We start from the raw sequence: 24,005 nt of genomic DNA, 5'->3' as shown, positions 1-24,005 counted from the left end.
CGTGAGCGAAATACCTCGCGCACACGACCGGTGTGATCGGCGTACGGCAAAACCGTGTCGTCCTGACGCCCGGGGTCTGTGCGTCAAGTCTTGCGGTGATGTGGCGGTCCAACCGGACGCGCGCGTCAGCTATCGGCAAGGCGACGGGGGCAATAGTGCAACGCTCCCCGGGGAGAGCTCGGCATAAGCCGTAAAACCACTGCGCAGGGAAGGCCGGTTGTTTGGCTTCACCTGTATGCCGCTGTGCAGCCTCTTGTAGCGCAACCTTCGCACAGTGGACCGTGGGTGCCCGGCCGGCACCCGGTCTTCCCTGCGCCCTCTGACAGAGGGTGTCGTGACCAGGCAAAGCTCGGGCCTATTCCGCCGCGAGGATGCAAAGGCATGTCTGCGCGTTGAATGTGGATTGGAAGCTGGCGATGCGGCCCCTTGTTCCCGTCATTGCGAGGAGCGAAGCGACGAAGCAATCCAGAATCCCTCCGCGGAAAGACTCTGGATTGCTTCGCTTCGCTCGCGATGACGAGGAGGAGAGTGTGCGCGACATATTCCGCTCTCGTGCCCCGAACGCCATCAGCGCGTTTACGCGCGTCTTCGACGCGCTATGGCAGCGTCCCTTCGACGGTGCGCTGCAGAGCCGGGGCCCATCTCGCCGTATTCCCGTGCCGCCTCTGGGTCCCGGCTCTGCACCGCATCGCTGGCGCGCTGCGCTGCGTCCGGGACACGAGAGCGCGGCCTCAAATCGACGAATGTGGCGAGATCGCATCGGTCGGGCAAAAAAATCCTCTGTCGACGATTGCGCGCCGCACCTTGATGAATCAACCTTGGTTGGTCCATAAGCGGCGTCCCGCGGCCGGTGGTTCGCCCCTGCGCCCGCGTGCTAGGATAGAGGGAATCTCGCGTGGCCAACATCAACCAGAAGATTGCGCAGGAGCTTGGGGTTCGCGCCGAGCAGGTCGAGGCGGCGGTGACGCTGCTCGACGGCGGCGCCACGGTTCCCTTCATCGCCCGCTACCGCAAGGAAGCGACCGGTGCGCTCGACGACGCGCAATTGCGCACCCTGGAGGAGCGCCTGGTTTACCTGCGCGAGCTCGAGGACCGTCGCAAGGCCATCCTCGAATCGGTCCGCGAGCAGGGCAAGCTCGATGCCGCGCTCGAGGCCTCGATCATGGCGGCCGACAGCAAGGCCCGCCTCGAGGACATCTATCTGCCGTTCAAGCCGAAGCGCCGCACCAAGGCGGAAATCGCCAAGGAAGCCGGCCTCGAGCCGCTCGCCAATCAGCTCATGGCCGAGCCCGGCAATGATCCGAAGGTCGTGGCGGAAGGCTTCATCAACGCGGAGAAGGGCGTCGCGGACGCGGCTGCTGCACTCGATGGTGCGCGCGCCATCCTGGTCGAGCGTTTCGACGAGGACGCCGACCTGATCGGGAGCTTGCGCGAGGAGATGTGGACCAATGCGCGCATGGCCTCCAAAGTGCGCGACGGCAAGAAGACCGAGGGCGAGAAATTCGCCGACTATTTCGATTTCTCGGAGCCGCTGACGAAACTGCCCTCGCACCGCATCCTCGCGATGTTCCGCGGCGAGAAGGAAGAGATCCTCGATCTCCAGATCCAGGCCGAGGCGGAAGCGCCGCCGCCGGGCGTGCCGAGCGCCTATGAATTGAAGATCATGAAGCGGTTCGGCATTGCCGACCTCAAGCGCGCCGGCGACCGCTGGCTGATCGACACCGTGCGCTGGGCCTGGCGCACCAAGATCCAGGTGCATCTCAATATCGATCTACGCATGCGGCTGTGGAACTCGGCCGAGGCCGAGGCCGTGCGCGTGTTCGCCTCGAACCTGCGCGACCTGCTGCTGGCCGCGCCCGCCGGCACCCGCGTCACCATGGGGCTCGATCCCGGCTACCGCACCGGCGTCAAGGTCGCCGTCACCGACGCGACCGGAAAGGTCGTCGATACCGCCGTGATCTATCCGCACGAGCCGCAGCGGCAGTGGAACGAGTCGCTGGCGACCCTCGGCCGGCTCGCGATCAAGCACCGCGTCGAGCTGATCGCGATCGGCAACGGCACCGCCTCGCGCGAGACCGACAAGCTCGCGACCGAGCTGGTCAAGGGGCTGCCCGAGCTGAAGATGAACAAGATCGTAGTGTCGGAAGCCGGCGCATCGGTCTATTCGGCCTCGGCCTTCGCCTCGGAGGAGCTGCCTGGCCTCGACGTCACCCTGCGCGGCGCGGTCTCGATCGCGCGGCGCCTGCAGGACCCGCTCGCCGAGCTCGTCAAGATCGAGCCGAAGGCGATCGGCGTCGGCCAATATCAGCACGACCTCGGCCAGGCCAAGCTCGCCAAATCGCTCGATGCCGTGGTCGAGGATTGCGTGAACGCGGTCGGTGTCGACGTCAACACCGCCTCCGCGCCGCTGCTGGCGCGCGTCTCGGGCGTCGGCTCCGGCCTCGCCCAGAGCATCGTGGCGCATCGCGACGCCAACGGTCCGTTCAAGTCGCGCAAGGCGCTCAAGGACGTGCCGCGGCTCGGGCCGAAGGCGTTCGAGCAGTGCGCGGGCTTCTTGCGCATCCTCGGCGGCGAGGATCCGCTCGATGCCTCCGGCGTGCATCCCGAGGCCTATCCCGTGGTGCGCCGGATTCTCGAAGCGACCAAGAGCGACATCAAGGCGCTGATCGGCAACGGCGACGTCGTGCGCACGCTGAAGCCGAAGGATTTCGTCGACGAGACCTTCGGTCTGCCGACCGTGACCGACATCCTGCGCGAGCTCGAAAAGCCGGGCCGCGACCCGCGCCCGGCGTTCAAGGCTGCCGTGTTCAAGGAAGGCGTCGAGGAGATCAAGGACCTCAAGAAGGGCATGATCCTCGAGGGCACAGTGACCAACGTCGCCGCCTTCGGCGCCTTCGTCGACATCGGCGTGCACCAGGACGGCCTCGTGCACATCTCGGCGATGTCCAAGACCTACATCAAGGACCCGCGCGAGGTGGTGAAGCCCGGCGACATCGTCAAGGTGAAGGTGCTGGACTTCGAGGTCGCCCGCAAGCGCATCTCGCTGACGCTGCGCCTCGACGACGAGGTCGGGCCTAAGAAGGACGCGCCGGGCATGCAGCGCGACAACAATCAGCGCAACGCCAGCCGCATGACCTCGTCCGCGCCGCGCAAGCAGGAGTCTTCGGGCGGCGGCGCGCTCGCCGAAGCGCTGCGCCGCGCGGCGGAGAAGAACAACGGCAAGCGGGCGTGACCGCTTAACCTCTCCCCGCTCTCTGCGGGGAGAGGTCGGACCTCGCTCCATCCACATCGTCATTGCGAGCGCAGCGACTTGTCCGCCGAAGCCTTCGGCGAAGGCGGAAGCAATCCAGAATCCCACCGCGGAAAGACTCTGGATTGCTTCGCTGCGCTCGCAATGACGAGGTGAGAGTAGCGCCTCCTAACTCCCGCGTCAGAATCTGGCGCGTTTGTAAGTTGAAGATGCCGGTCCCTTGTTCTCATCTGATCGTCCGCGGGCGGCGCCAAGGCGGCCGCACTGCAAGGAGGACGCTTCGATGAACAACAGGCTTCTCAAAGGCCTCACGGCGAGCGTGATCGCGGCCATGATGGCGGTCGCGTCACCGGCGCTCGCGCGCGGCGGCTTTGGCGGTGGCGGCCATGGCGGCGGCGGGCATGGTGGCCATTTCGGCGGCGCTGGGCATTTCGGCGGTGGCATGCACGCCGGCGGCTTTGGCGGTATGCGGGCTGGCGGCATGGGCGGTGCGCGCTTCGCTCACGTCGGCGGTTCCGGCTTCGGCGGCGCCCGCTTCGCGCATGCGGCGATCGGGCCGCGCTTCGCCGGCGCGGGCTGGCATGGCCATCACGGCTTCCGCCATCACCACCATTTCCGTCGGTTCGCCGTCTTCGGCGCCCCCTATGTCTACGCCGGCTACAATGACGGCTGCTGGCGCAGGAGCTGGACGCCCTATGGATGGCAATGGGTCAATGTGTGCGGAGACTATTGGTACTAGCATCGCCGTGCCGCACCATTGTCGCGATCGCCACCGGGCGGTTCCGTCCAGCCCCGGAACGGGATAGTCTGGTGGCGATTGTCGCGCGGAGTTTTGCATGACCGGAGGTCACCGTCGCATCCTGGTCGTCGAGGACGATCCGGAGACCGCAGGCCAGCTCGTCGAGGAGCTGACGGTTTCGGGCTACGACGTCGACCTCGCCGCCACGGGGCGCGAAGCCCTCAGCCATGGCGCCGCGCGCGACTATGCGGTGATCACCATCGACCGCATGCTGCCCGATATCGACGGCATCAGCGTGATGCGCCAGCTGCGCCACGACGGCGTTGCCGCCCCCTTCCTGATCATCTCCGCGCTCGGCGAAGTCGACGACCGCGTGCGCGGCCTGCGCGCCGGCGGCGACGACTACCTCGTCAAGCCGTTTTCCTTCACCGAATTGCTGGCGCGGCTCGAGGCGCTCGGCCGCCGCAGCGAGACCATCGCCAAGGAGACGCTGCTGCGCGTCGGCGATCTCGCCGTCGACCTGATCGCGCGCAGCGCCTCTCGCCGCGGCCGCAAGATCCCGCTGCTGCCGCGGGAATTTCAGCTGCTCGAATATCTCGTCCGCAACGAGGGCCGCGTCGTCTCCCGCGCGATGCTGCTGCAGCACGTCTGGGACCTGCATTTCGATCCCTCCACCAACATCATCGATGTCTATGTCGGCCGCGTCCGCCGCAAGGTCGACGATGCCCAGGCCTATCCGCTGATCCACACCATCCGCGGCATCGGATATTGCCTCCGTGCTCCTGGTTAAGACGCTTCGCTCCTCGACCTTCCGCCTGGCGCTGATCGCGATCGCAGCGTTCGGAATGATCGTCGCGGCGATCATGGCGTACGTCTATTTCGGCACCTTGGCCTATGTGGAGAGCCGGCTCGGCACGGTCGGCGATCATGACGGCTTCACCGGCATGATCGAGCTCGCGATGGCCGCCGTCGCCGCGCTCCTGCTGGTGCTCGCCGGGCTCGCGGCCGTGCTGGTGACGCGGCGCACCGTGGGGCGGATCGAGCAGATCAATGCCACCAGCCGCGCCATCATGCTCGCAGGCCTCGACCAGCGCATCCCCTTGCGCGGCAGCAACGACGAGTGGGATCGCGTCGCCGAAAACCTCAATCAGATGCTCGACCGTATCGAGACGCTGATGGGCGAGGTCAAGCAGGTCAGCGACAATGTCGCGCACGATCTGCGCACGCCGCTGACGCGGATGCGCGGCCGGCTGGAAAAGGCCTATCACGCCCCGCGCAACAGCGAGACGGACGCGGCACTGATCGGCGACACCATCGCCGATCTCGATGCCGTGCTCGGCATGTTCGCCTCGATCACGCGGATCTCGGAGATCGAGACCCGCGCCCGCACCGGCGCCTTCCGCATGCTTGATCTTGCCGAGATCGCCGCCGAGGTGGTCGAGCTCTACGATGCCGCCGCCGAGCAAATTGCCACGCGCCTCAGTTTCGACGGCGACCGCGAGGTCGCGATCACCGGCGACCGCGACCTTTTGTTCGACGCCATCGCCAATCTCGTCGACAACGCGATCAAGCACGGCCGCAAGGGCGGGCAGGTGATCGTGAGCTGCCGCGGGACCGATGGCGGTGCGGTGATCTCGATTGCCGACGACGGTCCTGGCATTCCCGCCGAGCAGCGCGATCATGTCTTCAAGCGCTTCTACCGGCTCGAGCAGAGCCGCTACACGCCGGGCAACGGCCTCGGTCTCAGCCTCGTCGCCGCGGTCGCGCGGCTTCATGGCGCCGAGATTGCGCTGCATGACAATGCGCCGGGCCTGAAGGTCGAGCTCTGCTTCCCGCCGATTTCGGCGAAGTGAGGCTCGGTGACTCAGAGCTCGATCACGCCGCGGCGTGCCGCATGCGCGACTGCATCGGTGCGACCGGTGGCATCGAGCTTGTCGAGCAACGAGCCGACATGGAATTTCACGGTGTGCACGGAGATGCCGAGCTGCCGCGCGATCATCTTGTTGGAGGCACCCTCGGCCATCAGCGCCAGCACGTCGAGCTCGCGCTGCGTCAGCGCGATGTCCGCAGGGCTGATGCGCGGATCGCGGGCGACAATCGTCGCCGCGGCGGCTTCGCCGGGCGCAGCGAGGCGCAGCCCGGCGACATTGCCGAGCAGGGCCGACAGGCGATCGGTGAGGGCGGGATCGTCGATCTCCAGGGCGAGTACGATCTCGGCCGTCTTGTCCTCGCTCACGCCTCCGGCCTCTCGCCGACCGTGACCTTGAAGCTGACCGGCTCGCCGCCGCGGCGCGCGGCGACCTCGACCACCGCGCCGACGCTCGCAGGTCCCAGCGCCTGCGACAGCGCGCGCACGCCCGACAGCTTTTGATCGTTGACCGCCACGATCACGTCGCCCTGTCGGATACCGGCCGCGGCGGAAGGCCCGGCCTTGTCGACATTCATCACCATCGCGCCGATGCCGTCGTCGAGGCGCACCGGCTGCAGCCCGAGGCCGAGATAGCCGCGCGCGATGCGGCCGCGGCTTTCCAACTGCGGCGCGACGCGCTCGATCGTTGCCGTCGGTATGACGAGCACCCGCCGCGGCCCCAGCACGGCCATGCCGAAGGCGTCGCCCGATGCGTTGAGCGCGAGGCCACCCTGCTGACCACGGCTGAGGCGAACGTCGAGCTCGATCCGCGCATCGATGTCGCCGCCGCGCAAGGAGCGCCAGCTCTTGCCGGACGCCGATACCATTCCGAGCGCCGCGCTCGGTGTCTCGCGGTTGGTGGCGACAACGATCGACAACGTGCCAAGCGGTGGGACCGTGGTGGCAAGCTTGACCGGCGTGACCGCGGCCTCGGTGCGCAGCAGCGCAATGTCGGTCGTGTGGTCGCGCCCGGCGATCGTGGCGGCGGCCCGGCTGCCGTCGGCGAGGCCGATCTCGACCGCGCCCTCGTCGGCCAGTGCCTCGTCGGCGGTGACGATCAGGCCGCTCTTCCAGGCAAAGCCGGTGGCGCGGGAACGATGCGAATGCACGGAGACGACGGACGGCGCGGTCCGCGCCACCAATTCCGCGAGCGCGGACGACAGTGAGGACAGGGGACTAAGATCGGTCATGGCGGGCTCCTGTAAGTTGCCCTCAATCTGGGATGCCGCGGGCGATTGCGAAACTGGCCGGGTGGCCAGGAGCAGAACGAGGACCAGAACAGGGGATAGCGGCGGACCTCCGTAGGACCACGGCCGACGAACATGTGATTGGGAGCGCCTCACGGGAACGTGTAGCAATCCCGAAATTGCGCCCCGTGGCCTCTAGGATTTCGAGCCCTCATGACAATCGACCTCACCCGCCGCACCCTGCTGCAACTCGCCGGCGCCACCTCGCTCGCGATGGCCGCCGCAGCCGCAGCCCGTGCCGAGGGCACACCGCAGGGCGGCGGCCCGACCTTTGCCAGCCGCACGCCGATGCGGGTCGGCATGGTGACGCTGCGGGTGAAGAACCTCGACAAGGTTGCCGATTACTACCGCGACGTGATCGGCCTCACCGTGATGGAGCGCTCGGCGGCCACAGCCAGGCTCGGCACATCAGGCCTCACGCTGCTGGTGCTGGAGGCCCGGCCCGATGCCGCGATCGAGCCGCGCAGCGCCGCCGGCCTCTACCACACCGCCTTCCTGATGCCAACGCGCAAGGATCTGGCGCGCTGGCTGGTTCATGCCGCCTCGCACCGCGTGCCGTTGTCGGGCTTCGCCGATCACCTCGTCTCCGAATCCGTCTATCTCGACGATCCCGAAGGCAACGGCATCGAGGTCTATGCCGACCGCGATCCCTCGCAATGGCAGTGGAGCGAGGGCAGCGTGAAGATGGCGACCGACGAGCTCAACATTCCCGACCTGCTGTCGCTGACCAATCCGCGCGTCCCTGATTACGCCAAGGCGCCGGACGGAATGCGCATCGGCCACATGCATCTGCGCGTCGGCGATCTCGCGCAGGCCGAGAGCTTTTATCACGGCACGGTCGGCCTCGACCCGACCCGCAAGCGCAACGGCGCCGCGTTCCTGTCGTCGGGCCGCTATCACCATCACCTCGGAATGAACGTCTGGCAGAGCCAGGGCGCCGGCCAGCGCGACGAGTCCGCGACCGGCCTTGCCTGGTTCTCGCTGGTGATGGCAAAGCCGGAGCTGCTCGCCGCGCAGGAAGAACGGCTGCGCAAGGGCGGCGCGAAAGTCACGCCGCTCGCGGACGGGGTGGAGGCGGTCGATCCCTGGGGCACGCGGGTGCGTCTGCTCAGGGTTTGATCGCCGGCGCCGGCATTGGTAAGAGCAGTCAGACGCAAACCAATCGACCGGGATCCGCGCCGACAATGTCCGAATTCCACGGTGTCTTTCCGTACCTCGTCTCGCCCGTCGATGCCGATGGCACGGTGCGGACCAACGTGCTGGCAAAACTCTGCGACGACCTGATCGGCGCCGGCGTGCACGGGCTGACGCCGCTCGGCTCGACCGGCGAATTCGCCTATCTCAACGCCGCGCAACGCACGGCGGTCGTGCAGACCACGATTGAGGCCGCGCAAGGCCGCGTGCCTGTTGTCGCCGGCGTCGCCTCGACTTCGACGGCGGATGCGGTGGCGCAAGCGAAAGCCTACCAGGCGTGTGGGGCCGACGGCATCCTGGCGATCCTGGAGGCGTATTTCCCGCTGGCTGATGCGCAGGTCGAATCCTACTTCCGCGCCATCGCCGATGCCGTGGACATTCCCGTCGTCATCTACACCAATCCGCAATTCCAGCGCTCCGATCTCACCCTCGACGTCATCGCGCGTCTCGCCGAGCATCCGCGCATCGGCTACATCAAGGATGCCTCGACCAACACCGGTCGGCTGCTCTCGATCATGAACCGCTGCGGCGACGCCTTGCGCGTGTTCTCCGCCTCCGCCCACATTCCGGCGGCGGTGATGCTGATCGGCGGCCGCGGCTGGATGGCGGGACCTGCCTGCATCATCCCGCGCCAGAGCGTGATGCTCTACGAGCTCAGCAAGGCCGGCCGCTGGGACGAGGCGATGGCGCTGCAGCGCCGGCTCTGGCGGATCAACGAAGCCTTCGCCCGCTTCAATCTCGCGGCCTGCATCAAGGCCGGCCTTTCGATCCAGGGCTATGACGTTGGCGAGCCCATCCCGCCGCAGGCACCGCTGACGGCCGAGGCGCGCAAGGTGGTGGAAGCGGCGTTGCGCGAGCTGACATAGCTGTTTGCCACGCGGCAATATGCCCCGGCACCCCTGCGGGAGCCAAAAAGGCCCTTACCTGCCCAACCGAGAAACTTCCGTCCGTTTGCGACGTTGCTGCGTCAGCGACCTCTGTCGCCTACGCATGCGCATGTCAGAGCCCGCGTTCAGCACAAGACACGGTGGTCACCAATGAATCGTCGCTACGCGATTGCCGCGGCCGCCTTCGCCGCCCTGCTGCTCGCCGTCACGGCAGCGAAGATCCTGCATGTCCCGATCTCGTATGTCCCATGGGCGGCGCCCTCCGCACGTGCCGTCGAGCAGCGCGGCCCGCTGTCGGATGGCGAAAAGGCAACCATCGACATCTTCGAACGCGTATCGCCGTCGGTCGTTCAGGTCGCGGCCAGGTCGGCGGCAAGTCCCCTCATGGGCGAGGAGAGCCAGGGCGGTGGCGCTTCCGGCACGGGATTCGTCTGGGACGGCGAGGGTCACCTAGTGACGAACAATCACGTCATCGCCAATGGCGGCGAGATCGCCGTGCGCTTTGCGTCGGGTGAAGTGGCCCAGGTCGACCTGGTCGGCACGGCGCCCAATTACGATCTCGCGGTGCTGCGCATTCGCAGCGTGCGCCAGCTTCCGTCGCCGATCGCTCTCGGCAGCTCGAGCGACCTGAAGGTCGGGCAATCCGCCTTCGCGATCGGCAATCCCTTCGGGCTGGATCAGTCGATGACCTCCGGCATCATCAGCGCGCTCAAGCGCCGGCTCCCGACCCATGGCGGCCGGGAGATCGCCAACGTCATCCAGACCGATGCCGCCATCAACCCCGGCAATTCGGGCGGGCCGTTGCTGGATTCCGCCGGCCGGCTGATCGGCGTCACCACCGCGATCATATCGCCGTCCGGCTCGAACGCCGGTATCGGCTTTGCGGTGCCGGTCGATGTCGTGAACCGGATCGTGCCCGAGCTCATCCGCAACGGCCGGGTGCCGACGCCCGGCATCGGCATCGTGGCCGCCGGCGAGGATGTCGCGACGCGGCTTGGCGTCGAGGGGTTGATCGTGGTGCGCACGGCCCCCGGCAGTCCTGCCGAGCGGGCAGGCATTCGTGGCGTCAACTTTTCGACGGGCGCGGTCGGAGACATCATCACCGCGGCCGAAGGCAAGCCGGTGCGCCGCCTCTCCGATCTGACCGATGCGCTGGAGCAGGCCGGGGCCGGGAAGACCGTTCGGCTCACGGTCAAGCGCGGCTCCGACAGCCGCGATGTCAATGTGGGCATCGTCGATATCGACCGGTCCTAGCCATCCAATCCGCGCCTGCAAGGGGCCTTGATGCGCATTGCAGATGTGCCGGTGCTCGGTTGTCTGGCGCGCAAAATCGGTTAAAACCGCCGCGGTCGTTTTCCGGTCTCGAGGATACAGCGGAATGAACATTCTTCCCGGCAATTTGCGTTTCGGAGCGGGGCAGCCCGTCAAGCGTTTGGAAGATCAGAGGCTACTCACCGGGAAGGGACAGTTCATCGACGACAAGCCGGCGGACGGCGCCTTGTGGTTGCACGTGCTCCGCTCGCCGCACGCCCACGCGAAGATCGTCTCGATCGACACCAGTGCCGCGGCCTCGATGCCCGGCGTCGCCGCGATCTACACCGGCGCGGACCTCATCAAGGACGACATCGGCACGATCCCGACGCTGAACATCTTCAAGCGCCCGGACGGCAAGCCGATGACTGTGCCGCCGCGCCGGCTGCTCGCCCACGAGGTCGTGCGCTATGCCGGCGAGGCCGTGGCCGCGGTGGTGGCATCATCGCGCGTGGAGGCGCAGACCGCGGCTGAGGCGATCTCGGTCGAATACGACGTGCAGCCCGCGGTGGTCGATCCCGTCGAGGCGGTGAAATCAGGCGCGCCCGTGGTGTGGCCGGAGGCGCCCGACAACATCGTCGGCGCCATGGCTTACGGCGATGCCGCCAAGGTCGACGAGGCCTTTGCCAAGGCGGCGCACACCGTCGAGCTCGACATCGTCAGCCAGCGCCTCGTGCCATCGGCGATGGAGCCGCGCTCGACTATTGCCGAGATCGACAAGAAGTCCGGCCGTCTCCTTCTGCACGTGCAGTCGCAGACGCCGGCCTCGACCCGCGACGTGCTGGCGGAAGCCGTGCTCAAGCGCCCGAAGGACAGCGTCCGCGTGCTGGTCGGCGACATCGGCGGCGGCTTCGGCCAGAAGACCAATCTCTATCCCGAAGACGGCATCGTCGCCTATGCCGCGACCAAGCTGAACGAGAAGATTCGCTGGCGCGGCGATCGCACCGACGAATTCGTCGGCGGCACCCACGGCCGCGATCTGACCTCGACGGCCTCTTTCGCGCTGGACGAGAAGGGCAAGGTGCTGGCCTATCGCGTCAAGTCGATCGGCTGCACCGGGGCCTATTCCTCGGGTGCGGCGAACATCATCCCGCTGGTGCTCGGGCCGTTCGTGCAGACCGGCGTCTACGACCTGCCGCTGGTGCACTTTGAGGTGAAGACGGTGATGACCCACACCGCGCCTGTCGGCGCCTATCGCGGCGCGGGCCGGCCTGAGGCCGTCTTCATCGTCGAGCGCCTGTTCGACGCTGCTGCTCGAAAAATCGGCATGGATCCGCGTGCGATCCGCAAAGCCAATTACATCAAGCCGGCGCAGCTGCCCTACACCAATGCGGCCGGGCAGGTCTACGATTCCGGCGCCTTCGCGCACATGCTCGATCGCGCCGTGAAGCTTGCCGACTGGGACGGCTTTGCCGCGCGCAAGAAGGCGGCGAAGAAGAAGGGCCTGCTCTACGGCCGCGGCCTCACCTCCTACATCGAGTGGACCGGCGGCCGCGCCCACACCGAGAAGGTCAGCCTGCACGCGACCTCGCAAGGGCGCGTCGTTCTGCATTCCGGCACCATGGCGATGGGGCAGGGCTTGCAGACCACCTACACCCAGATGATCTCCGACTCGCTCGGTATCCCCATGGACAAGATCGACGTCGTGCAGGGCGACACTGATCTGGCCATGGGCTTCGGTAGCGTCGGCTCGCGCTCGCTGTTCGTCGGCGGCACCGCGGTCGCGGTATCCTCCAACGATCTGATCCAGAAGGCGCGCGAGAAGGCGGCGAACGTGCTGGAGACCTCGGTCGAGGACATCGAATATCAGGGCGGCATGCTCACCGTGGTTGGCACTGACCGCCGCATCAGCCTGTTCGATCTCGCCGAGAAGGAGAGCGGCGCCAAGCTCAGCGTCGATTCCGAAGGCGAGGTCGATGGTCCGAGCTGGCCCAACGGCACCCATATCTGCGAGGTCGAGATCGACCCCGAGACCGGCGTCTCCAAGGTCGTGCGTTACACCACCGTCGACGACGTCGGCGTTGCCGTGAACCCGATGCTGGTCACGGGGCAGATCCATGGCGGCGTCGCGCAGGGCATTGGCCAGGCGCTGTATGAGGGCGTCTCCTACGATGCCGACGGCCAGCTGCTGACCGCGAGCTACCAGGATTACTGCATCCCGCGCGCCGACGACGTGCCGCCGATCGTGGTGACGCTCGACGACACCGCGCCCTGCCGCACCAATCCGCTCGGCGCCAAGGGCTGCGGCGAATCCGGCGCCATCGGCGGCCCGCCTTGCGTCACCAACGGCGTGATGGACGCGCTCGCCGAGCTCGGCATCGCCCAGCTGAATACGCCCCTGACGCCGCAGAAGATCTGGCAGGCGATCCGGGACGCGAAGGCGGTGGGGTAAGCGCAACGCTGTGTTGCGCTAGCTGTCGCAACAAACTCAGCTGTCGTCCCGGGGCGCGCGCAGCGCGAGCCCGGGACCCATAACCACAGCGAGTAGCCGTGGCGCGAAGCTGGCAACTCCGAGTCCCCATAACCACAGCTCCCTGTGGTTATGGGTCCCCGCCTTCGCGGGGACGACACCGAGCGAGTAGCTCTATCCGCGCCGTCTCGCCCTCAAATCCCCAGCATCATCTTCGCGATGATGTCGCGCTGGATCTCCGAGGTGCCGCCGAAGATGGTGTAGGCGCGGCCGTTGAGATATTCCGGCATCACCGTCAGCATCTCCTCAGGCGTCGCCGGCTCGTGGTTGAGCTTGTAGAGCGGGCGCATCGACTCGACGGCGAGGGCGTCGTGGCCGATCACGTCGGCCCCGAGCCGCGTCACGGCCTGGCGGATCTCGCTGTTGCGCAGCTTCAGGATCGACGACACCGCACCGGGATTCTGGCCGGTCTGGAGTGCCGACAGCACGCGCAGCTCCGTCATCTCCAGCGCGTCGATATCGACCTCCACCTCCGAGATCCGCGTTGCGATGTCGGGGCTGTCGATCGCGCGGCCCGTGAGGTCGGACTCGGCGAGATCCGCGATCGCCTTCAATCCTTCGCGCAGCTTGGCCGAGGCGATGCCCGCGCCGCGCTCGAACTCCAGCAGATATTTGCCGTAGGTCCAGCCCTTGCCTTCCTCGCCGACGCGGTTGGCGACGGGCACGCGGACGTCATCGAAGAACACCTGGTTGACCTCGTGGTCGCCGCCGATGGTCAGGATCGGGCGCGTGGTGATGCCCGGCGTCTTCATATCGATCAGGATGAAGCTGATGCCGTCCTGCTGCCGCGGCCCGTCGCTGGTGCGCACCAGCGCGAACATGCGGTTGGCGTGATGGGCGTGCGTGGTCCAGATCTTGGTGCCGTTGATGATGTAATCGTCGCCGTCGCGCACCGCGCGGGTCTTGAGCGACGAGAGATCGGAGCCGGACCCCGGCTCGGAATAGCCCTGACACCAATAATCCTCGCCGGAGAGAATCCGCGGCAGGTAGAAATTCTTCTGCTCCGGCGAGCCGAAGCCGATGATGACGGGCCCGACCATCTTGACGCCCATCACGTTGACATTGGGCACGCCGGCGCGGGCGCATTCGGTCTCGAAGATCCAGCGCTGCGCCGGCGTCCAATCGGGGCCGCCATATTCGACCGGCCAGCCCGGCGCGCCCAAGCCTTGGGCGTGCAGCGCGCGCTGCCAGGCCATGCCGATATCAGGATCGGAGAACACCGATGGCGTCAGCGCGGTCGCGCGCTTCATCTCCTCGGTGAGGTTCTTGGCAATGAATCCGCGCACCTCGTCCTGGAAGGCGCGCTCCTCGGCATTGAACGACAAGTCCATGATGCGCTCCTTGTTAGGCCGAGTTGCCCCTGCGGCCCAGCTCGGCGTGGCGGGCATAGTGATGCGCGGTGCCGCCGAACAACGTGTCGAAGGCGACCAGCCGCTTGAAATAGGCGCCGACCTCGAGCTCCTCGGTGACGCCCATGCCGCCATGGAGCTGGATCGACTGCTCGCCGACGAAGCGCGCGCATTTTCCGATCTTCGCCTTCGCGCCCGACGCCGCCCGGGCCCGCTCGATCGCAGCGCTATCGGCCTTCAGCGCAGCCCGCAGCGCCATCGAGCGCGCCTCGTCGACCTGCATCGCCATGTCGGCGAGGCGGTGGCGGATCACCTGGTTGGCGGAGAGCGGCCGGCCGAATTGTTTTCGGATCTTGGTGTAGTCGAGCGTGGTGTCGAGCAACGTCTGCATGATGCCGACAGCTTCCGCCCCCAACGCGGCCATGGCGCGATCGACCGCCCATTCGATCGCGGGCAAGGCGTCGCTGCCGTCGCCGAGCAGGGCGTCTTCCGGCAGATGCGCCTCGAGCAGCTCGATGTTGCAGGCTCGTCCGCCGCCGAGGCGCGGATAATCGCTGATGGCGAGGCCGGGCGTCGTCGCCTGCACGAGGAACAGGCCGATCCGCCCCTGGGGTCCCCGATGATCGTGGATATGGGCGGAGACGATGATCTCGTCGGCGGCATGTCCGTCAAGTACGGCGATCTTGCTGCCGGAGAGGCGCCAGCCTTGTCCTGTCTTGTTGGCGCTGGTCGTGACCCTGGCAAGATCGAACCGGGCGGCGCGCTCGGCATGCGCAAAGGCAAGCTTCAGCGATCCATCCGCCACCTTGGGCAGGCTCGCCTGCTTCTGCTCGCTGGTGCCGCATCTGGCGATCAGCGCGGCCCCGAGCACGACCGTTGCGACATAGGGCTCCGACACCAGGCCCCGGCCAAAGGCCTCCATCAGGATGCCGATATCGACCGCGTTGCCGCCGAGCCCGCCATACTCTTCGGGAAGCGGCAGTGCCAGCCAGCCGAGCTCGGCGAATTGCTTCCAAACGGCCGGGCTGAAGCCGAGTGGGTCATTCGCCATCTTGCGGCGATGATCGGCGTCATAGCTTTCGGCCACGAACCGTTCCGCGCTTTCGCGCAGCAACTTTTGCTCGTCACTGAGATTGAGATCCATCGCGTCTACTCCGCGGCGGCCGGCGGCTTGCGCACGGAGGGATGCAGGCCGGATGGATCGACGATCATGCCGAACTCCTGGAGATTGTGCGCGTGGCAGAGCTGATGCAGCGCGAAGGCCTGGTCGATCGCGGCCGGCTGGCCCATGACGTCGACCGAGCGGTTGACCGCCTCCTTGGTCAGCTTCAGCGCAAAGGACGGTTTTGTCGCGATCCTTCGCGCCAGCTCCAGCACGCGCGACGACAGCTCGGCGCGCGGCACGATTTGGTTGACCATGCCGAGCTGGTGCGCCTCCTGCGCGCTCCAGCTATCGGCGGTGAACAGGAACTCCTTGGCCTTGCGCGCACCCAGCTCCCAGGGATGCACGAACCATTCGACGCCGCAGACGCCCATGGTGACGACGGGATCGCAGAACTGCGCATCGTCGCTGGCGACGATGAGGTCGCAGGCCCAGGCCAGCATCAACCCGCCGGCGATGCACTTGCCGTGGACCTCGGCAATGGTGGGTTTTGCCAGATTGCGCCAGCGCCGCGTGATCTGGAGATATATTTCCTGCTCGCGGGCGAAGCGGCCGTGGGCGTTCGGCTCGGCGAAGCCGCCCCAATTTCCGATCGGCGGGAAATCGACCCCTGCGGTATTCTTGTCTCCGGGGCGCAGGTCGTGGCCGGAGGAGAAGTGCGGCCCGTTGCCGGCGAGAATGATCACCTTGACTGCGTCGTCCTGCACCGCCGCATCGAACGCGGCGTTGAGGTCGTAGGTCATTTGCAGGTTCTGCGCGTTGCGCGCCTCGGGCCGGTTCATCACGACACGGACGATCGCCGGCTCCGGCCGTTCCACGAGGATGGTCTCGAACGAGGACATCGCGTTCCCCCTGGCGTTTCCGCTTTTGTTTTGCGGAGTTGACTATGTCGGCCCGTGCGAGGCAAGAGGCTTGCGTCAGCCGGCTGCTTTTCTCGGGCGCGCAATCTGGTAGTTTGCGATGGATTCCACCGGGAGAAATTTAATGCGCAAGATCCTGACCGTGCTGGCCGCCCTGGCCTCGCTGAGCCTGACCAATTGCGGCTACAACGCGATCCAGAGCGAGGACGAGCAGATCAAGGCCAATTGGTCCGAGGTCGTGAACCAGTATCAGCGCCGCGCCGACCTCGTGCCCAACCTCGTCAACTCGGTGAAGGGCTTTGCCCAGCAGGAGAAGGACGTGCTGCTCGGCGTCACCAATGCGCGGGCCAAGGTCGGCAGCATCCAGGCGACGCCTGAGGTGCTGAACGATCCCGCCGCGTTCCAGAAATTCCAGGCCGCGCAGGGCGAGCTCTCCAGCGCGCTGTCGCGGCTCCTGGTCGTCACCGAGAACTATCCGCAGCTGAAGTCCGATGCCTTGTTCAAGGATTTGATGTCGCAGCTCGAGGGCACCGAGAACCGTATCACGGTCGCGCGCAACCGCTACATCAAGGCGGTGCAGGACTATAACGTCACCATCCGATCGTTCCCGACCAACCTCACCGCGATGGCGTTCGGCTACAAGGAAAAGCCGAACTTCACGGTCGAGAACGAGAAGGCGATCTCGACCGCGCCCAAGGTGGACTTCAATCCGGCACCGGCGCCGTCGAAGTAAGCGCGTTCGGTCCCGATGCGCGTCCCACCCACCACTGTCATTCCCCGCGAAGGCGGGGAATCCAGTACGCCGCGGCCTCTCCGCATCCCGCCGGCGTCTCTGGAATACTGGATCGCCCGGTCCAGCCGGGCGATGACAGCGAGGGTGTGGTGCGCGGTCCTCGCCATCGCACTCCTCCTCACCTTTGCCTTCCCCACCCACGCCGACGTCGCCGTCCCCCAGCTCACCGGCCGCGTCGTCGATCAGACCGGCACGCTCTCAAGCAGCGACATCGCCACGCTCACGCAAAAGCTGCGCGATTTCGAGAACCGCAAGGGCAGCCAGATCGCCGTCCTGATCGTCCCGACCACGCAGCCGGAGACGATCGAGCAATTCTCGATCCGGGTCGCGGAGGCCTGGAAGATCGGTCGCAAGAAGGTCGACGACGGCGCGATCCTCGTCGTCGCCAAGAACGACCGGCATTTGCGCATCGAGGTCGGCTACGGTCTCGAAGGCGTGCTCACCGACGTCACCTCGCGGCGCATCATCGACGAGGATATCACCCCCAAGTTCAGGAGCGGCGATTTCGCCGCGGGCATCAGCGCAGGCGTCGACCGCATGACGCGGGTGATCGACGGCGAGCCGCTGCCGTCACCCTCGCGCAGCGTCAACTTCGCCCACAATCTGGACGACCTCGCGCCGGTGTTCGCGGTGGCGCTGTTCGCCTCGATCGGCGTCGGCGGGTTTTTCCGCGCGATCCTGGGGCGGCTGCTCGGATCATTGGTGACCGGGGGCATCATTGCAGCGGTGACCTGGGTCATCCTCGGCTCCGCTGCTCTCGCCGCGGCCGTCGGCGTGCTCGGCTTCATCATCGGATTTATCGCCGATCTGTTTTCGGCGATCACGCCGGGCACAGGTCGCTCGCGCGGCGGCTCGTGGTCGAGCGGTTCCTCGGGTGGCTGGAGCAGCGGATCTTCCAGCAGCAGCGACAGCGGCAGCTTCAGCGGCGGTGGCGGCAGTTTTGGCGGCGGCGGTGCCTCGGGGAGCTGGTAGGACATGAGCATCAAGCGCATTGCCACGCATCTTGTGCAGCATCATTGGCGGGCGAAGCAGATTTTCCCGCAAGCCGTGCTCGACCGCATCGAGCAGGCGATCAAGCGCGGCGAAGCCACCCATTCCGGCCAGGTCCGCTTCGTCGTCGAAGGGGCGCTCGACGGCCGTCCACTGTTCCGCAACCAGCCGGCCCGCGCGCGCGCCCTCGATGTGTTCTCGCATCTGCGCATCTGGGACACCGCGCACAACAGCGGCGTCCTGATCTATCTCCTGCTCGCCGACCGCGACGTCGAGATCATCGCCGATCGCGGCATCGATGCGAAGGTTGGCGCGGACGGTTGGGAGACGATCTGCCGCGCGATGGAGGCCGAGTTCAGGTCGGGCCGGTTCGAACATGGCGTCATCAATGGCATCGAGGCAGTGTCGCGCGAGCTGGCAAGGCATTTCCCGCCGCAAGGGCCGCATGCGAACGAACTGCCGGATGCTCCGGTCGTGATGTGACGGAGTGTGATGTGAGAGGGGCGGGAGCCACTCCACAACCGTCATTGCGAGCGTAGCGAAGCAACCCAGGCTGCCGCCGCGGAGGAATTCTGGATTGCTTCGCTGCGCTCGCAATGACGCTGGAGGAGCAGCGCGCTCAACGCTCTCCGTCATCCTGAGGCGCGAGCGTAGCGAGCCTCGAAGGATGAGCGGCCCAGCGCCCATTCCGCCTCCGTTCATCTTCCCCCGATTACGAATTGTTTCACGCCCGCCACACCGGTTCCACTTTCCCGGCCCAATTCGGCCCCGGATAACTTCCTAAAATTTCGGTAAGCGGGTCCCGAGGTAAGGATTTCGCAAGCAATGAAAGTTACCAAAAGGTCAACCGAGACTGGAGTATTTGAGCCGTGAGCGAACCCATGCCCGAGCAGGCTGCCCAGGATTCCGGTGCTGTCGACGCCACAGCGCCGCAGGTCCTCGAGGTTGCCGCCGGTATCGACGCCCCCTCGATCGCCCCCGACCACGAAGCACCGCCCAAACCGGATCCCATCAAGCCGGATCCGGTCAAGGCGGACGCCCCGAAGATTGAGCCGCCGCGGATCGAAGTGCCGAAGGTCGAAGCCAAGACTGAGGTCAAGACTGAGGCCAAGCCCGAGCCGAAGCCCGGCAAGCTGATTGTCATGGCGCCCTCGAATCGTTCGTGGGACCGTGAGGACTTCGCCCCCCATGTGAAGGCGGACGAACCGCGCGAGGCCGGCAGCAAGCGTCGCCTGTCGGCCATGGCCGCGGTGGTGGCGATTGCCGCCAGCGTCGGCGCGATCAGCGGCGCGCTTGCGACCGCCGGCATGATGCATTTCGCTGCTCCAGCCCAGGCGCCGGTCCAGGTCGCCGACACCAATGCGCTGGATGCCTCCGTCGCGCGGATCGATGCCGACCTTGTCGCACTGAAGGCCAATGTCGAGCAGAGCTCGAAGTCCGGCCTGAGCCAGTTCAACCGCGCCAACGACCGGCTGGACAAGCTCGAAAAGGCGCAGGCCGAGCCGCTGGCCAGGATCGCAAAGCTGTCCGAGACCGTCGACAAGCTCCGCGCCACGCCGCCTGCCGCGCCCGCGCAGGCCGCAGCAGCGATGCCCAAGGAGACCACCGGCTCGATCGCGCCGACCCAGCCCCAGACCCAGGTCGCGACCGCGGCGGCCCCGGCGCCCGCAGCTCCCAAGACCGAAGTCGGACGTCTGCCGACGATCGAAGGTTGGCGGCTGCGCAACGCCAGCAATGGCGGCGCGCTGATCGAGGGCCGCGACGGCCTCTACGAGGTCTATCCCGGCGATCCCATTCCCGGCGTCGGCCGTGTCGATGCGATCCGCCGCCAGGATGGCCGCTGGGTGGTCGTCACCAGCAGGGGGCTGATCACCGGACGCTGAGCGTCCGGTATCCGACTTTCGAAGAGGCGCTTCACCGCGATGTGAGGCGCCTTTTTGCTTGAATAGGCATCCCTGCGCGGTGTTACCTCAGGCATGGGTCGCTTCTTGCGAATTCTCGTTGCTGCCGCCGCATTGCTGGGCGGTGTCGTTCCGCTCTTCGCAGCGGACAGCACTGCGCTGACCCGCGGCACCGCGATCACCGACCCCGCTCTCCTGCGCAAGTTCGACCAGACTAATGCGCTGACGATCTCGCGTCTTTTGTCGCCGGAGCGGAATTCCGACGTTCCGCTCACGACCGAGCTGATGTTCGCCTCGCTGCCGCAGCTGAAAGCGATTCTGCCCGCGATCGATGCCGAATTCGAACGGTACGCCGCCTGGTACAAGGCGACCTATCCTGGCGAGACCATCGGCGTCGGCGAGGGTTTCGACGCGCAATTGTTCGATCGGGCCAATCTGAAATCGCGCGAGGCGCGGTTCGTGCTCGCCGGCATCGTCAATCGCATGGACCGTGCCTATGTCTCGCAAGAGTCCTGTGGCGAGATCCGGCTGATCTTTCGTCTCGCGCGGTTCGACAGCGGGCCGGATGGCAGCAAGACCGCAACGCGCCTGCCGATGACGTTCAATCTCGTGATGAAGGCGCGCGACGCGCGCCGGACGGATGCGAACGGCAAGCCGGTCAGCTGCGCCGAGATCGCGCGGCGCTGGCTCGACAATGGCGACTGGCAGGGCTTGATCGGCAGCCGCTTCCCGCCTGACGACGCCATGCTCGACCAGATCGAGACCAATATCCAGGTCTCGGTCGCGCCGAAATCGGCGCTGCACGATTTCCGCTCGGATTATCTTCTGAAGGTGTTCAAGTACGACGCCGCCACCAGTACGTTCGGGGAATCGACGCTGGAGAACCAGATCGACCGCGACCGCATTCTCGCCGACGATGCGCTGCGGCGCGACTTCAAGGCCTGGCTGCTCGCGCCCGAGAACTTGCGCGAGTTCGATCGCGGCACGGTGCTGATCCCGGAGAGATTCCTGGCCAAGGCCGCAATGGTGCCGACCCCAGCCGGCCTCGACGCTTCGGCCTTGCAGCCGGAGTTCGGCTTGATGCAGGGGGAGGGCAAAGGCGATCCCGTCTTCACTGACAATGACGTGGTTGGCGCGCTGAAGCAGGCGGCCGCCCGCGGCCTCGACCTGCAGAACGTCCGTTCGGTCGCAGGCTTCCAGCGCCGCCTCAACGACATCACCTGTGCCGGCTGCCACCAGACCCGAGGCATCGGCGGCTTCCATTTCCCGGGCGTCGATTGGCTTGCGGACAAGCCGTCTAATTCCACCATCGTGCCGGCCTCGCCGCATTTCTTCGGCGACCAGCTCCGCCGCCGCGACATCCTGACCGCGTTCGCGGCCGGCAAAAGCCCTGATTTCTCACGCGGATTTGCCGATAGGCCGCAGACCCGCGGCAGAAGCGAGCTGGCCGGCAGCGAATATCAGGACGGCTGGGGCGCGCATTGTTCCCTGCAAGATCCGGGATCGGGAACGCCGGACAAGAGTTTTACGTCATGGAGCTGTGCTAACGGTCTGACCTGCCAGGCCGCCGCGGCCTCGCGCCGCATCGGCATGTGCTTCATCAAGACGCGTTAGCGCGTGATCCGGACCCGGAGGGCCGCGCCAGCGCAAGTGTGTAGCCGTTTTCGGAAAAGATCACGCGCAAGCTAACAGATCGATTTGGATGACCCATGACGGACACGAGCGAAGCCAACAAGATGCGCAATCGCGAGATTGCGCGCAATGAGGAAGCCAAGCAGATCACCGGCAGCGCGCGTGTCAGCATCTGGGCGGTCGCGGTGGCTGTCATCATCGGCGGGATTCTGCTCACGCTGGGCTGGCTGTCGCTGAGGTGATCGGAGCCGTCACGTCGCGTAATTCGTCATCCGCTTGCCGGGTAGCAGCTCGTAGGCCGGCTTCCAGCCCGGCAGCGCGGCCATGCGGCCGAGCCAGGCATGGATGGCCGGATGGCTCGCGGCGAAATCGAAGCCGTGCTCATCGCTCGGATAATGCAGATAGGCCATCATCGAGATGTCGGCGACCGTCGGCCTTGCGCCGATCGCGAAAGCATTGTGCTGGAGATGACCGTCGAGGATACCGAGAAAGTCTTCGAGTCGCCGGCGAAAATGCTTCAGCACCTGCGGGTCGTTCTTCTCGGTGAAGGCGCGCATGAAGCGGTAGGTCGCCATGTAGCCGGTGAGCTTGTGGTTGTCCCAGAACAGCCAGCGCAACAGCTCGAACTTCTCGTCCTCCGTCTCGGCGCCAAAGCGGCCGTATTGCTCGGCCAGTTTCAGCAGCAGCGGCGCGGTCTGCGTCATCTTCACGCCGTCGACCTCGAGCACGGGAATCTCGCCCATCTCGTTGACGGCCTTGCGCCACTCCGCCGTGCGCGTGACGCCGCCGGCGAAATCGGTCCAGACCGGCTCGAACGTCTCGCCGCAGAGCGTCAGCATCAGCGCCAGCTTGTAGCTGTTGCCGGATTCGGGGAAGTAGTGAAGGCGATAGCTGGGCATGAGACCTCGCGGCATCTGTGTGTTGCCGGTTGTTATAGCGAGATAGTCCAGCATCGTCATTGCGAGCGCAGCGAAGCAATCCAGCAATGCATCCGCGGAGACACTCTGGATTGCTTCGCTGCGCTCGCATGACGGGGTTAGAGCGGCGCGCTCCTAGCCGACAGCCCCCGACGACCTCAGCTGCTTGATCGCCGCCTCGTCATATCCCGCCCCGCGCAAAATCTCGTCACTGTGCTCGCCGACGGCCGGCGGCTTGCGCGGCTGCACCTTCTTGGCGCCGTCGATCCAGATCGGGCTGTTGATGGTGAGCATGGTGTCGTTCTCGAACGGCACCAGCACCTCGTTGTCCAGCATCTGCTTGTCGCTCGGGATGTCGTCCAGGATGGCGACGACGCCGAACACGAGGCCATTGCCGTCGAGGATCTTTCGCCATTCGGCGAGATCCCTGGTGGCGAAGGTCTCGTCTAGGATCTTGATCAGCTCGACCGAGCGGGCGTGGCGGTCGGCCTTGGTGACAAAGCGGGGATCGGCGATCAGGTCTTCGCGCCCCACGCACTTGGCCAGCGTCGGAAACTGCTTCTCTTCGTTGAGCAGCGACAGGATCAGCCAGCGACCGTCCTTGCACTGATAATGGTTGGCGACCGCGTTGAGCGCGCGCTCGCGCGGACGCCGCTCGCCGAACTTGGCGCCGCAGAGTCTTGCCTGCGCCAGCACGCTCGCCGCCCACACCCCGTTCGCCATCAGGTTGGAGGCGACGTGCGAGCCCTTGCCGGTCTTCTCGCGCTGATACAGCGCGGTGACGATCGCGCCGTAGAATGCCATGGCGCAGGGATGATCGCCCATGCCGGCGACCGAGCGCGCCGGCGTGGTGTCGGTGTCGGCGCGGACGAGATCCATCAGGCCGGAGCGCGCCCAATAGGCGTTGCTGTCGAAGCCGGGCTTGTTGGCTTCCTCGCCCTTCTCGCCATAACCGGTGAAGGAGGCGTAGATCAGCCGGTCGTTGAGATGAGCGAGATGGTCATAGGTGATGCCGAGCTTGATGCGCACCGGCGGCGGCATGTTGGTGATGAAGACATCGGCCTCCTCCACCAGTCTATAGAGCACGGCCTGTGCCTCCGGCTTCGACAGGTCGAGCGCGATGCTCTTCTTGTTGCGCGCCTCCAGCAGCCAGGCGAAATTGTGCTCGCCTGAGGGATAGCCCGGCAGGTTCGGCAGGTTGCGATAGGGGTCGCCAGTGCCGGGCGGCTCGATCTTGATGACGTCAGCACCGAAATCCGACAGCACGGTCGCGGCCGCGGGCGCTGCGATGAAGCTCGCGCAGTCCAGAACCTTCAGGCCGGCAAAAATGCCCTTCTCCATCGCAGCGTCGCTCCCTCGCTTCAGTCGTTTCCCGCGCGCTGGAATTGGCGCGG

21 protein-coding genes are annotated in these 24,005 nt (G+C 66.3%); 14 read left to right on the top strand and 7 right to left on the bottom strand.

Annotated elements, in window-relative coordinates:
- Window positions 1-895 precede the first annotated feature (895 nt).
- The 4 genes from AB7M16_RS13285 (at window position 896) to AB7M16_RS13270 (ending at window position 5,842) form a co-directional block, all read left to right on the top strand.
- Window positions 896-3,232, top strand: coding sequence for a Tex family protein (locus tag AB7M16_RS13285; RefSeq protein WP_453944167.1), 2,337 nt, complete (start codon window positions 896-898; stop codon window positions 3,230-3,232).
- 301 nt (window positions 3,233-3,533) lie between these two features.
- A complete protein-coding gene (locus AB7M16_RS13280) occupies window positions 3,534-3,989 on the top strand; it encodes a hypothetical protein (protein ID WP_212259847.1) in 456 nt (151 codons plus the stop codon).
- Between the two features lie 97 nt (window positions 3,990-4,086).
- Entirely contained in the window at window positions 4,087-4,779 is a 693-nt protein-coding gene (locus AB7M16_RS13275; RefSeq protein ID WP_453944166.1) for a response regulator transcription factor, read from the top strand.
- Entirely contained in the window at window positions 4,766-5,842 is a 1,077-nt protein-coding gene (locus tag AB7M16_RS13270; RefSeq protein ID WP_453944165.1) for a sensor histidine kinase, read from the top strand. Before AB7M16_RS13275 ends, AB7M16_RS13270 begins: the two co-directional genes overlap by 14 nt.
- 11 nt (window positions 5,843-5,853) lie before the next feature.
- Here the strand turns inward: AB7M16_RS13270 and AB7M16_RS13265 are convergent, their stop codons facing one another.
- Both AB7M16_RS13265 and AB7M16_RS13260 read right to left on the bottom strand, forming a co-directional pair.
- Complete coding sequence (locus tag AB7M16_RS13265; protein WP_453944164.1) at window positions 5,854-6,225, bottom strand: response regulator transcription factor; 372 nt, start codon at window positions 6,223-6,225, stop codon at window positions 5,854-5,856.
- Entirely contained in the window at window positions 6,222-7,088 is an 867-nt protein-coding gene (locus AB7M16_RS13260) for a S1C family serine protease (RefSeq protein ID WP_453944163.1), read from the bottom strand. The genes AB7M16_RS13265 and AB7M16_RS13260 overlap by 4 nt, the downstream gene beginning before the upstream one ends.
- A gap of 210 nt (window positions 7,089-7,298) precedes the next feature.
- Between AB7M16_RS13260 and AB7M16_RS13255 the strand changes: the two genes are divergently transcribed.
- The 4 genes from AB7M16_RS13255 to AB7M16_RS13240 all read left to right on the top strand — a co-directional run bounded on the left by AB7M16_RS13255 (window position 7,299) and on the right by AB7M16_RS13240 (window position 12,929).
- Window positions 7,299-8,264, top strand: a complete 966-nt coding sequence (locus tag AB7M16_RS13255) for a VOC family protein (protein ID WP_453944162.1) — start codon at window positions 7,299-7,301, stop codon at window positions 8,262-8,264.
- 65 nt (window positions 8,265-8,329) lie between these two features.
- Entirely contained in the window at window positions 8,330-9,205 is an 876-nt protein-coding gene (locus tag AB7M16_RS13250; protein ID WP_453944161.1) for a dihydrodipicolinate synthase family protein, read from the top strand.
- Between the two features lie 171 nt (window positions 9,206-9,376).
- Entirely contained in the window at window positions 9,377-10,480 is a 1,104-nt protein-coding gene (locus tag AB7M16_RS13245; protein WP_453944160.1) for a S1C family serine protease, read from the top strand.
- Window positions 10,481-10,604: 124 nt separating this feature from the next.
- On the top strand, window positions 10,605-12,929 hold the full coding sequence (locus AB7M16_RS13240; RefSeq protein WP_453944159.1) for a xanthine dehydrogenase family protein molybdopterin-binding subunit: 2,325 nt from the start codon (window positions 10,605-10,607) through the stop codon (window positions 12,927-12,929).
- A 212-nt stretch (window positions 12,930-13,141) separates the two neighbouring features.
- On the opposite strand, the gene AB7M16_RS13235 is transcribed toward AB7M16_RS13240, so the two are convergent.
- Genes AB7M16_RS13235 through AB7M16_RS13225 form a run of 3 tightly spaced genes read right to left on the bottom strand, consistent with a single transcriptional unit; the run spans window position 13,142 to window position 16,360 of the window.
- A complete protein-coding gene (locus tag AB7M16_RS13235) occupies window positions 13,142-14,338 on the bottom strand; it encodes an acyl-CoA dehydrogenase family protein (protein ID WP_453944158.1) in 1,197 nt (398 codons plus the stop codon).
- Window positions 14,339-14,351: 13 nt separating this feature from the next.
- Window positions 14,352-15,500: an acyl-CoA dehydrogenase family protein gene (locus tag AB7M16_RS13230; RefSeq protein ID WP_453944157.1), complete on the bottom strand. Its 1,149-nt coding sequence runs from the start codon at window positions 15,498-15,500 to the stop codon at window positions 14,352-14,354.
- A gap of 5 nt (window positions 15,501-15,505) precedes the next feature.
- Window positions 15,506-16,360, bottom strand: coding sequence for an enoyl-CoA hydratase (locus tag AB7M16_RS13225; protein ID WP_453944156.1), 855 nt, complete (start codon window positions 16,358-16,360; stop codon window positions 15,506-15,508).
- A gap of 142 nt (window positions 16,361-16,502) precedes the next feature.
- Here AB7M16_RS13225 and AB7M16_RS13220 point away from each other — a divergent pair, with 142 nt between their 5' ends.
- The 6 genes from AB7M16_RS13220 to AB7M16_RS13195 all read left to right on the top strand — a co-directional run bounded on the left by AB7M16_RS13220 (window position 16,503) and on the right by AB7M16_RS13195 (window position 21,936).
- Window positions 16,503-17,111, top strand: coding sequence for a LemA family protein (locus tag AB7M16_RS13220; protein WP_212259825.1), 609 nt, complete (start codon window positions 16,503-16,505; stop codon window positions 17,109-17,111).
- A gap of 132 nt (window positions 17,112-17,243) precedes the next feature.
- Window positions 17,244-18,143, top strand: a complete 900-nt coding sequence (locus AB7M16_RS13215; protein WP_453944155.1) for a TPM domain-containing protein — start codon at window positions 17,244-17,246, stop codon at window positions 18,141-18,143.
- A 3-nt stretch (window positions 18,144-18,146) separates the two neighbouring features.
- Window positions 18,147-18,644 (top strand): TPM domain-containing protein, encoded by a 498-nt coding sequence (locus AB7M16_RS13210; RefSeq protein WP_453944154.1) that lies wholly within the window; start codon window positions 18,147-18,149, stop codon window positions 18,642-18,644.
- 398 nt (window positions 18,645-19,042) lie between these two features.
- A complete protein-coding gene (locus AB7M16_RS13205) occupies window positions 19,043-20,044 on the top strand; it encodes a hypothetical protein (protein WP_453947175.1) in 1,002 nt (333 codons plus the stop codon).
- Window positions 20,045-20,137: 93 nt separating this feature from the next.
- Complete coding sequence (locus tag AB7M16_RS13200) at window positions 20,138-21,676, top strand: hypothetical protein (protein ID WP_453944153.1); 1,539 nt, start codon at window positions 20,138-20,140, stop codon at window positions 21,674-21,676.
- A 95-nt stretch (window positions 21,677-21,771) separates the two neighbouring features.
- The gene (locus tag AB7M16_RS13195; RefSeq protein ID WP_212259817.1) at window positions 21,772-21,936 is read left to right on the top strand and encodes a hypothetical protein; all 165 of its coding nucleotides are present in this window, start codon (window positions 21,772-21,774) and stop codon (window positions 21,934-21,936) included.
- Window positions 21,937-21,945: 9 nt separating this feature from the next.
- On the opposite strand, the gene AB7M16_RS13190 is transcribed toward AB7M16_RS13195, so the two are convergent.
- A complete protein-coding gene (locus AB7M16_RS13190) occupies window positions 21,946-22,593 on the bottom strand; it encodes a glutathione S-transferase family protein (RefSeq protein ID WP_172788428.1) in 648 nt (215 codons plus the stop codon).
- 153 nt (window positions 22,594-22,746) lie between these two features.
- Window positions 22,747-23,952, bottom strand: coding sequence for a CaiB/BaiF CoA transferase family protein (locus AB7M16_RS13185; RefSeq protein ID WP_453944152.1), 1,206 nt, complete (start codon window positions 23,950-23,952; stop codon window positions 22,747-22,749).
- Window positions 23,953-24,005 lie beyond the last annotated feature (53 nt).

Source organism: Bradyrhizobium sp. USDA 372, from assembly GCF_053629095.1.
Note: the sequence above shows the minus strand (reverse complement) of the source record. Positions and strands in the feature narration are given on the sequence as shown.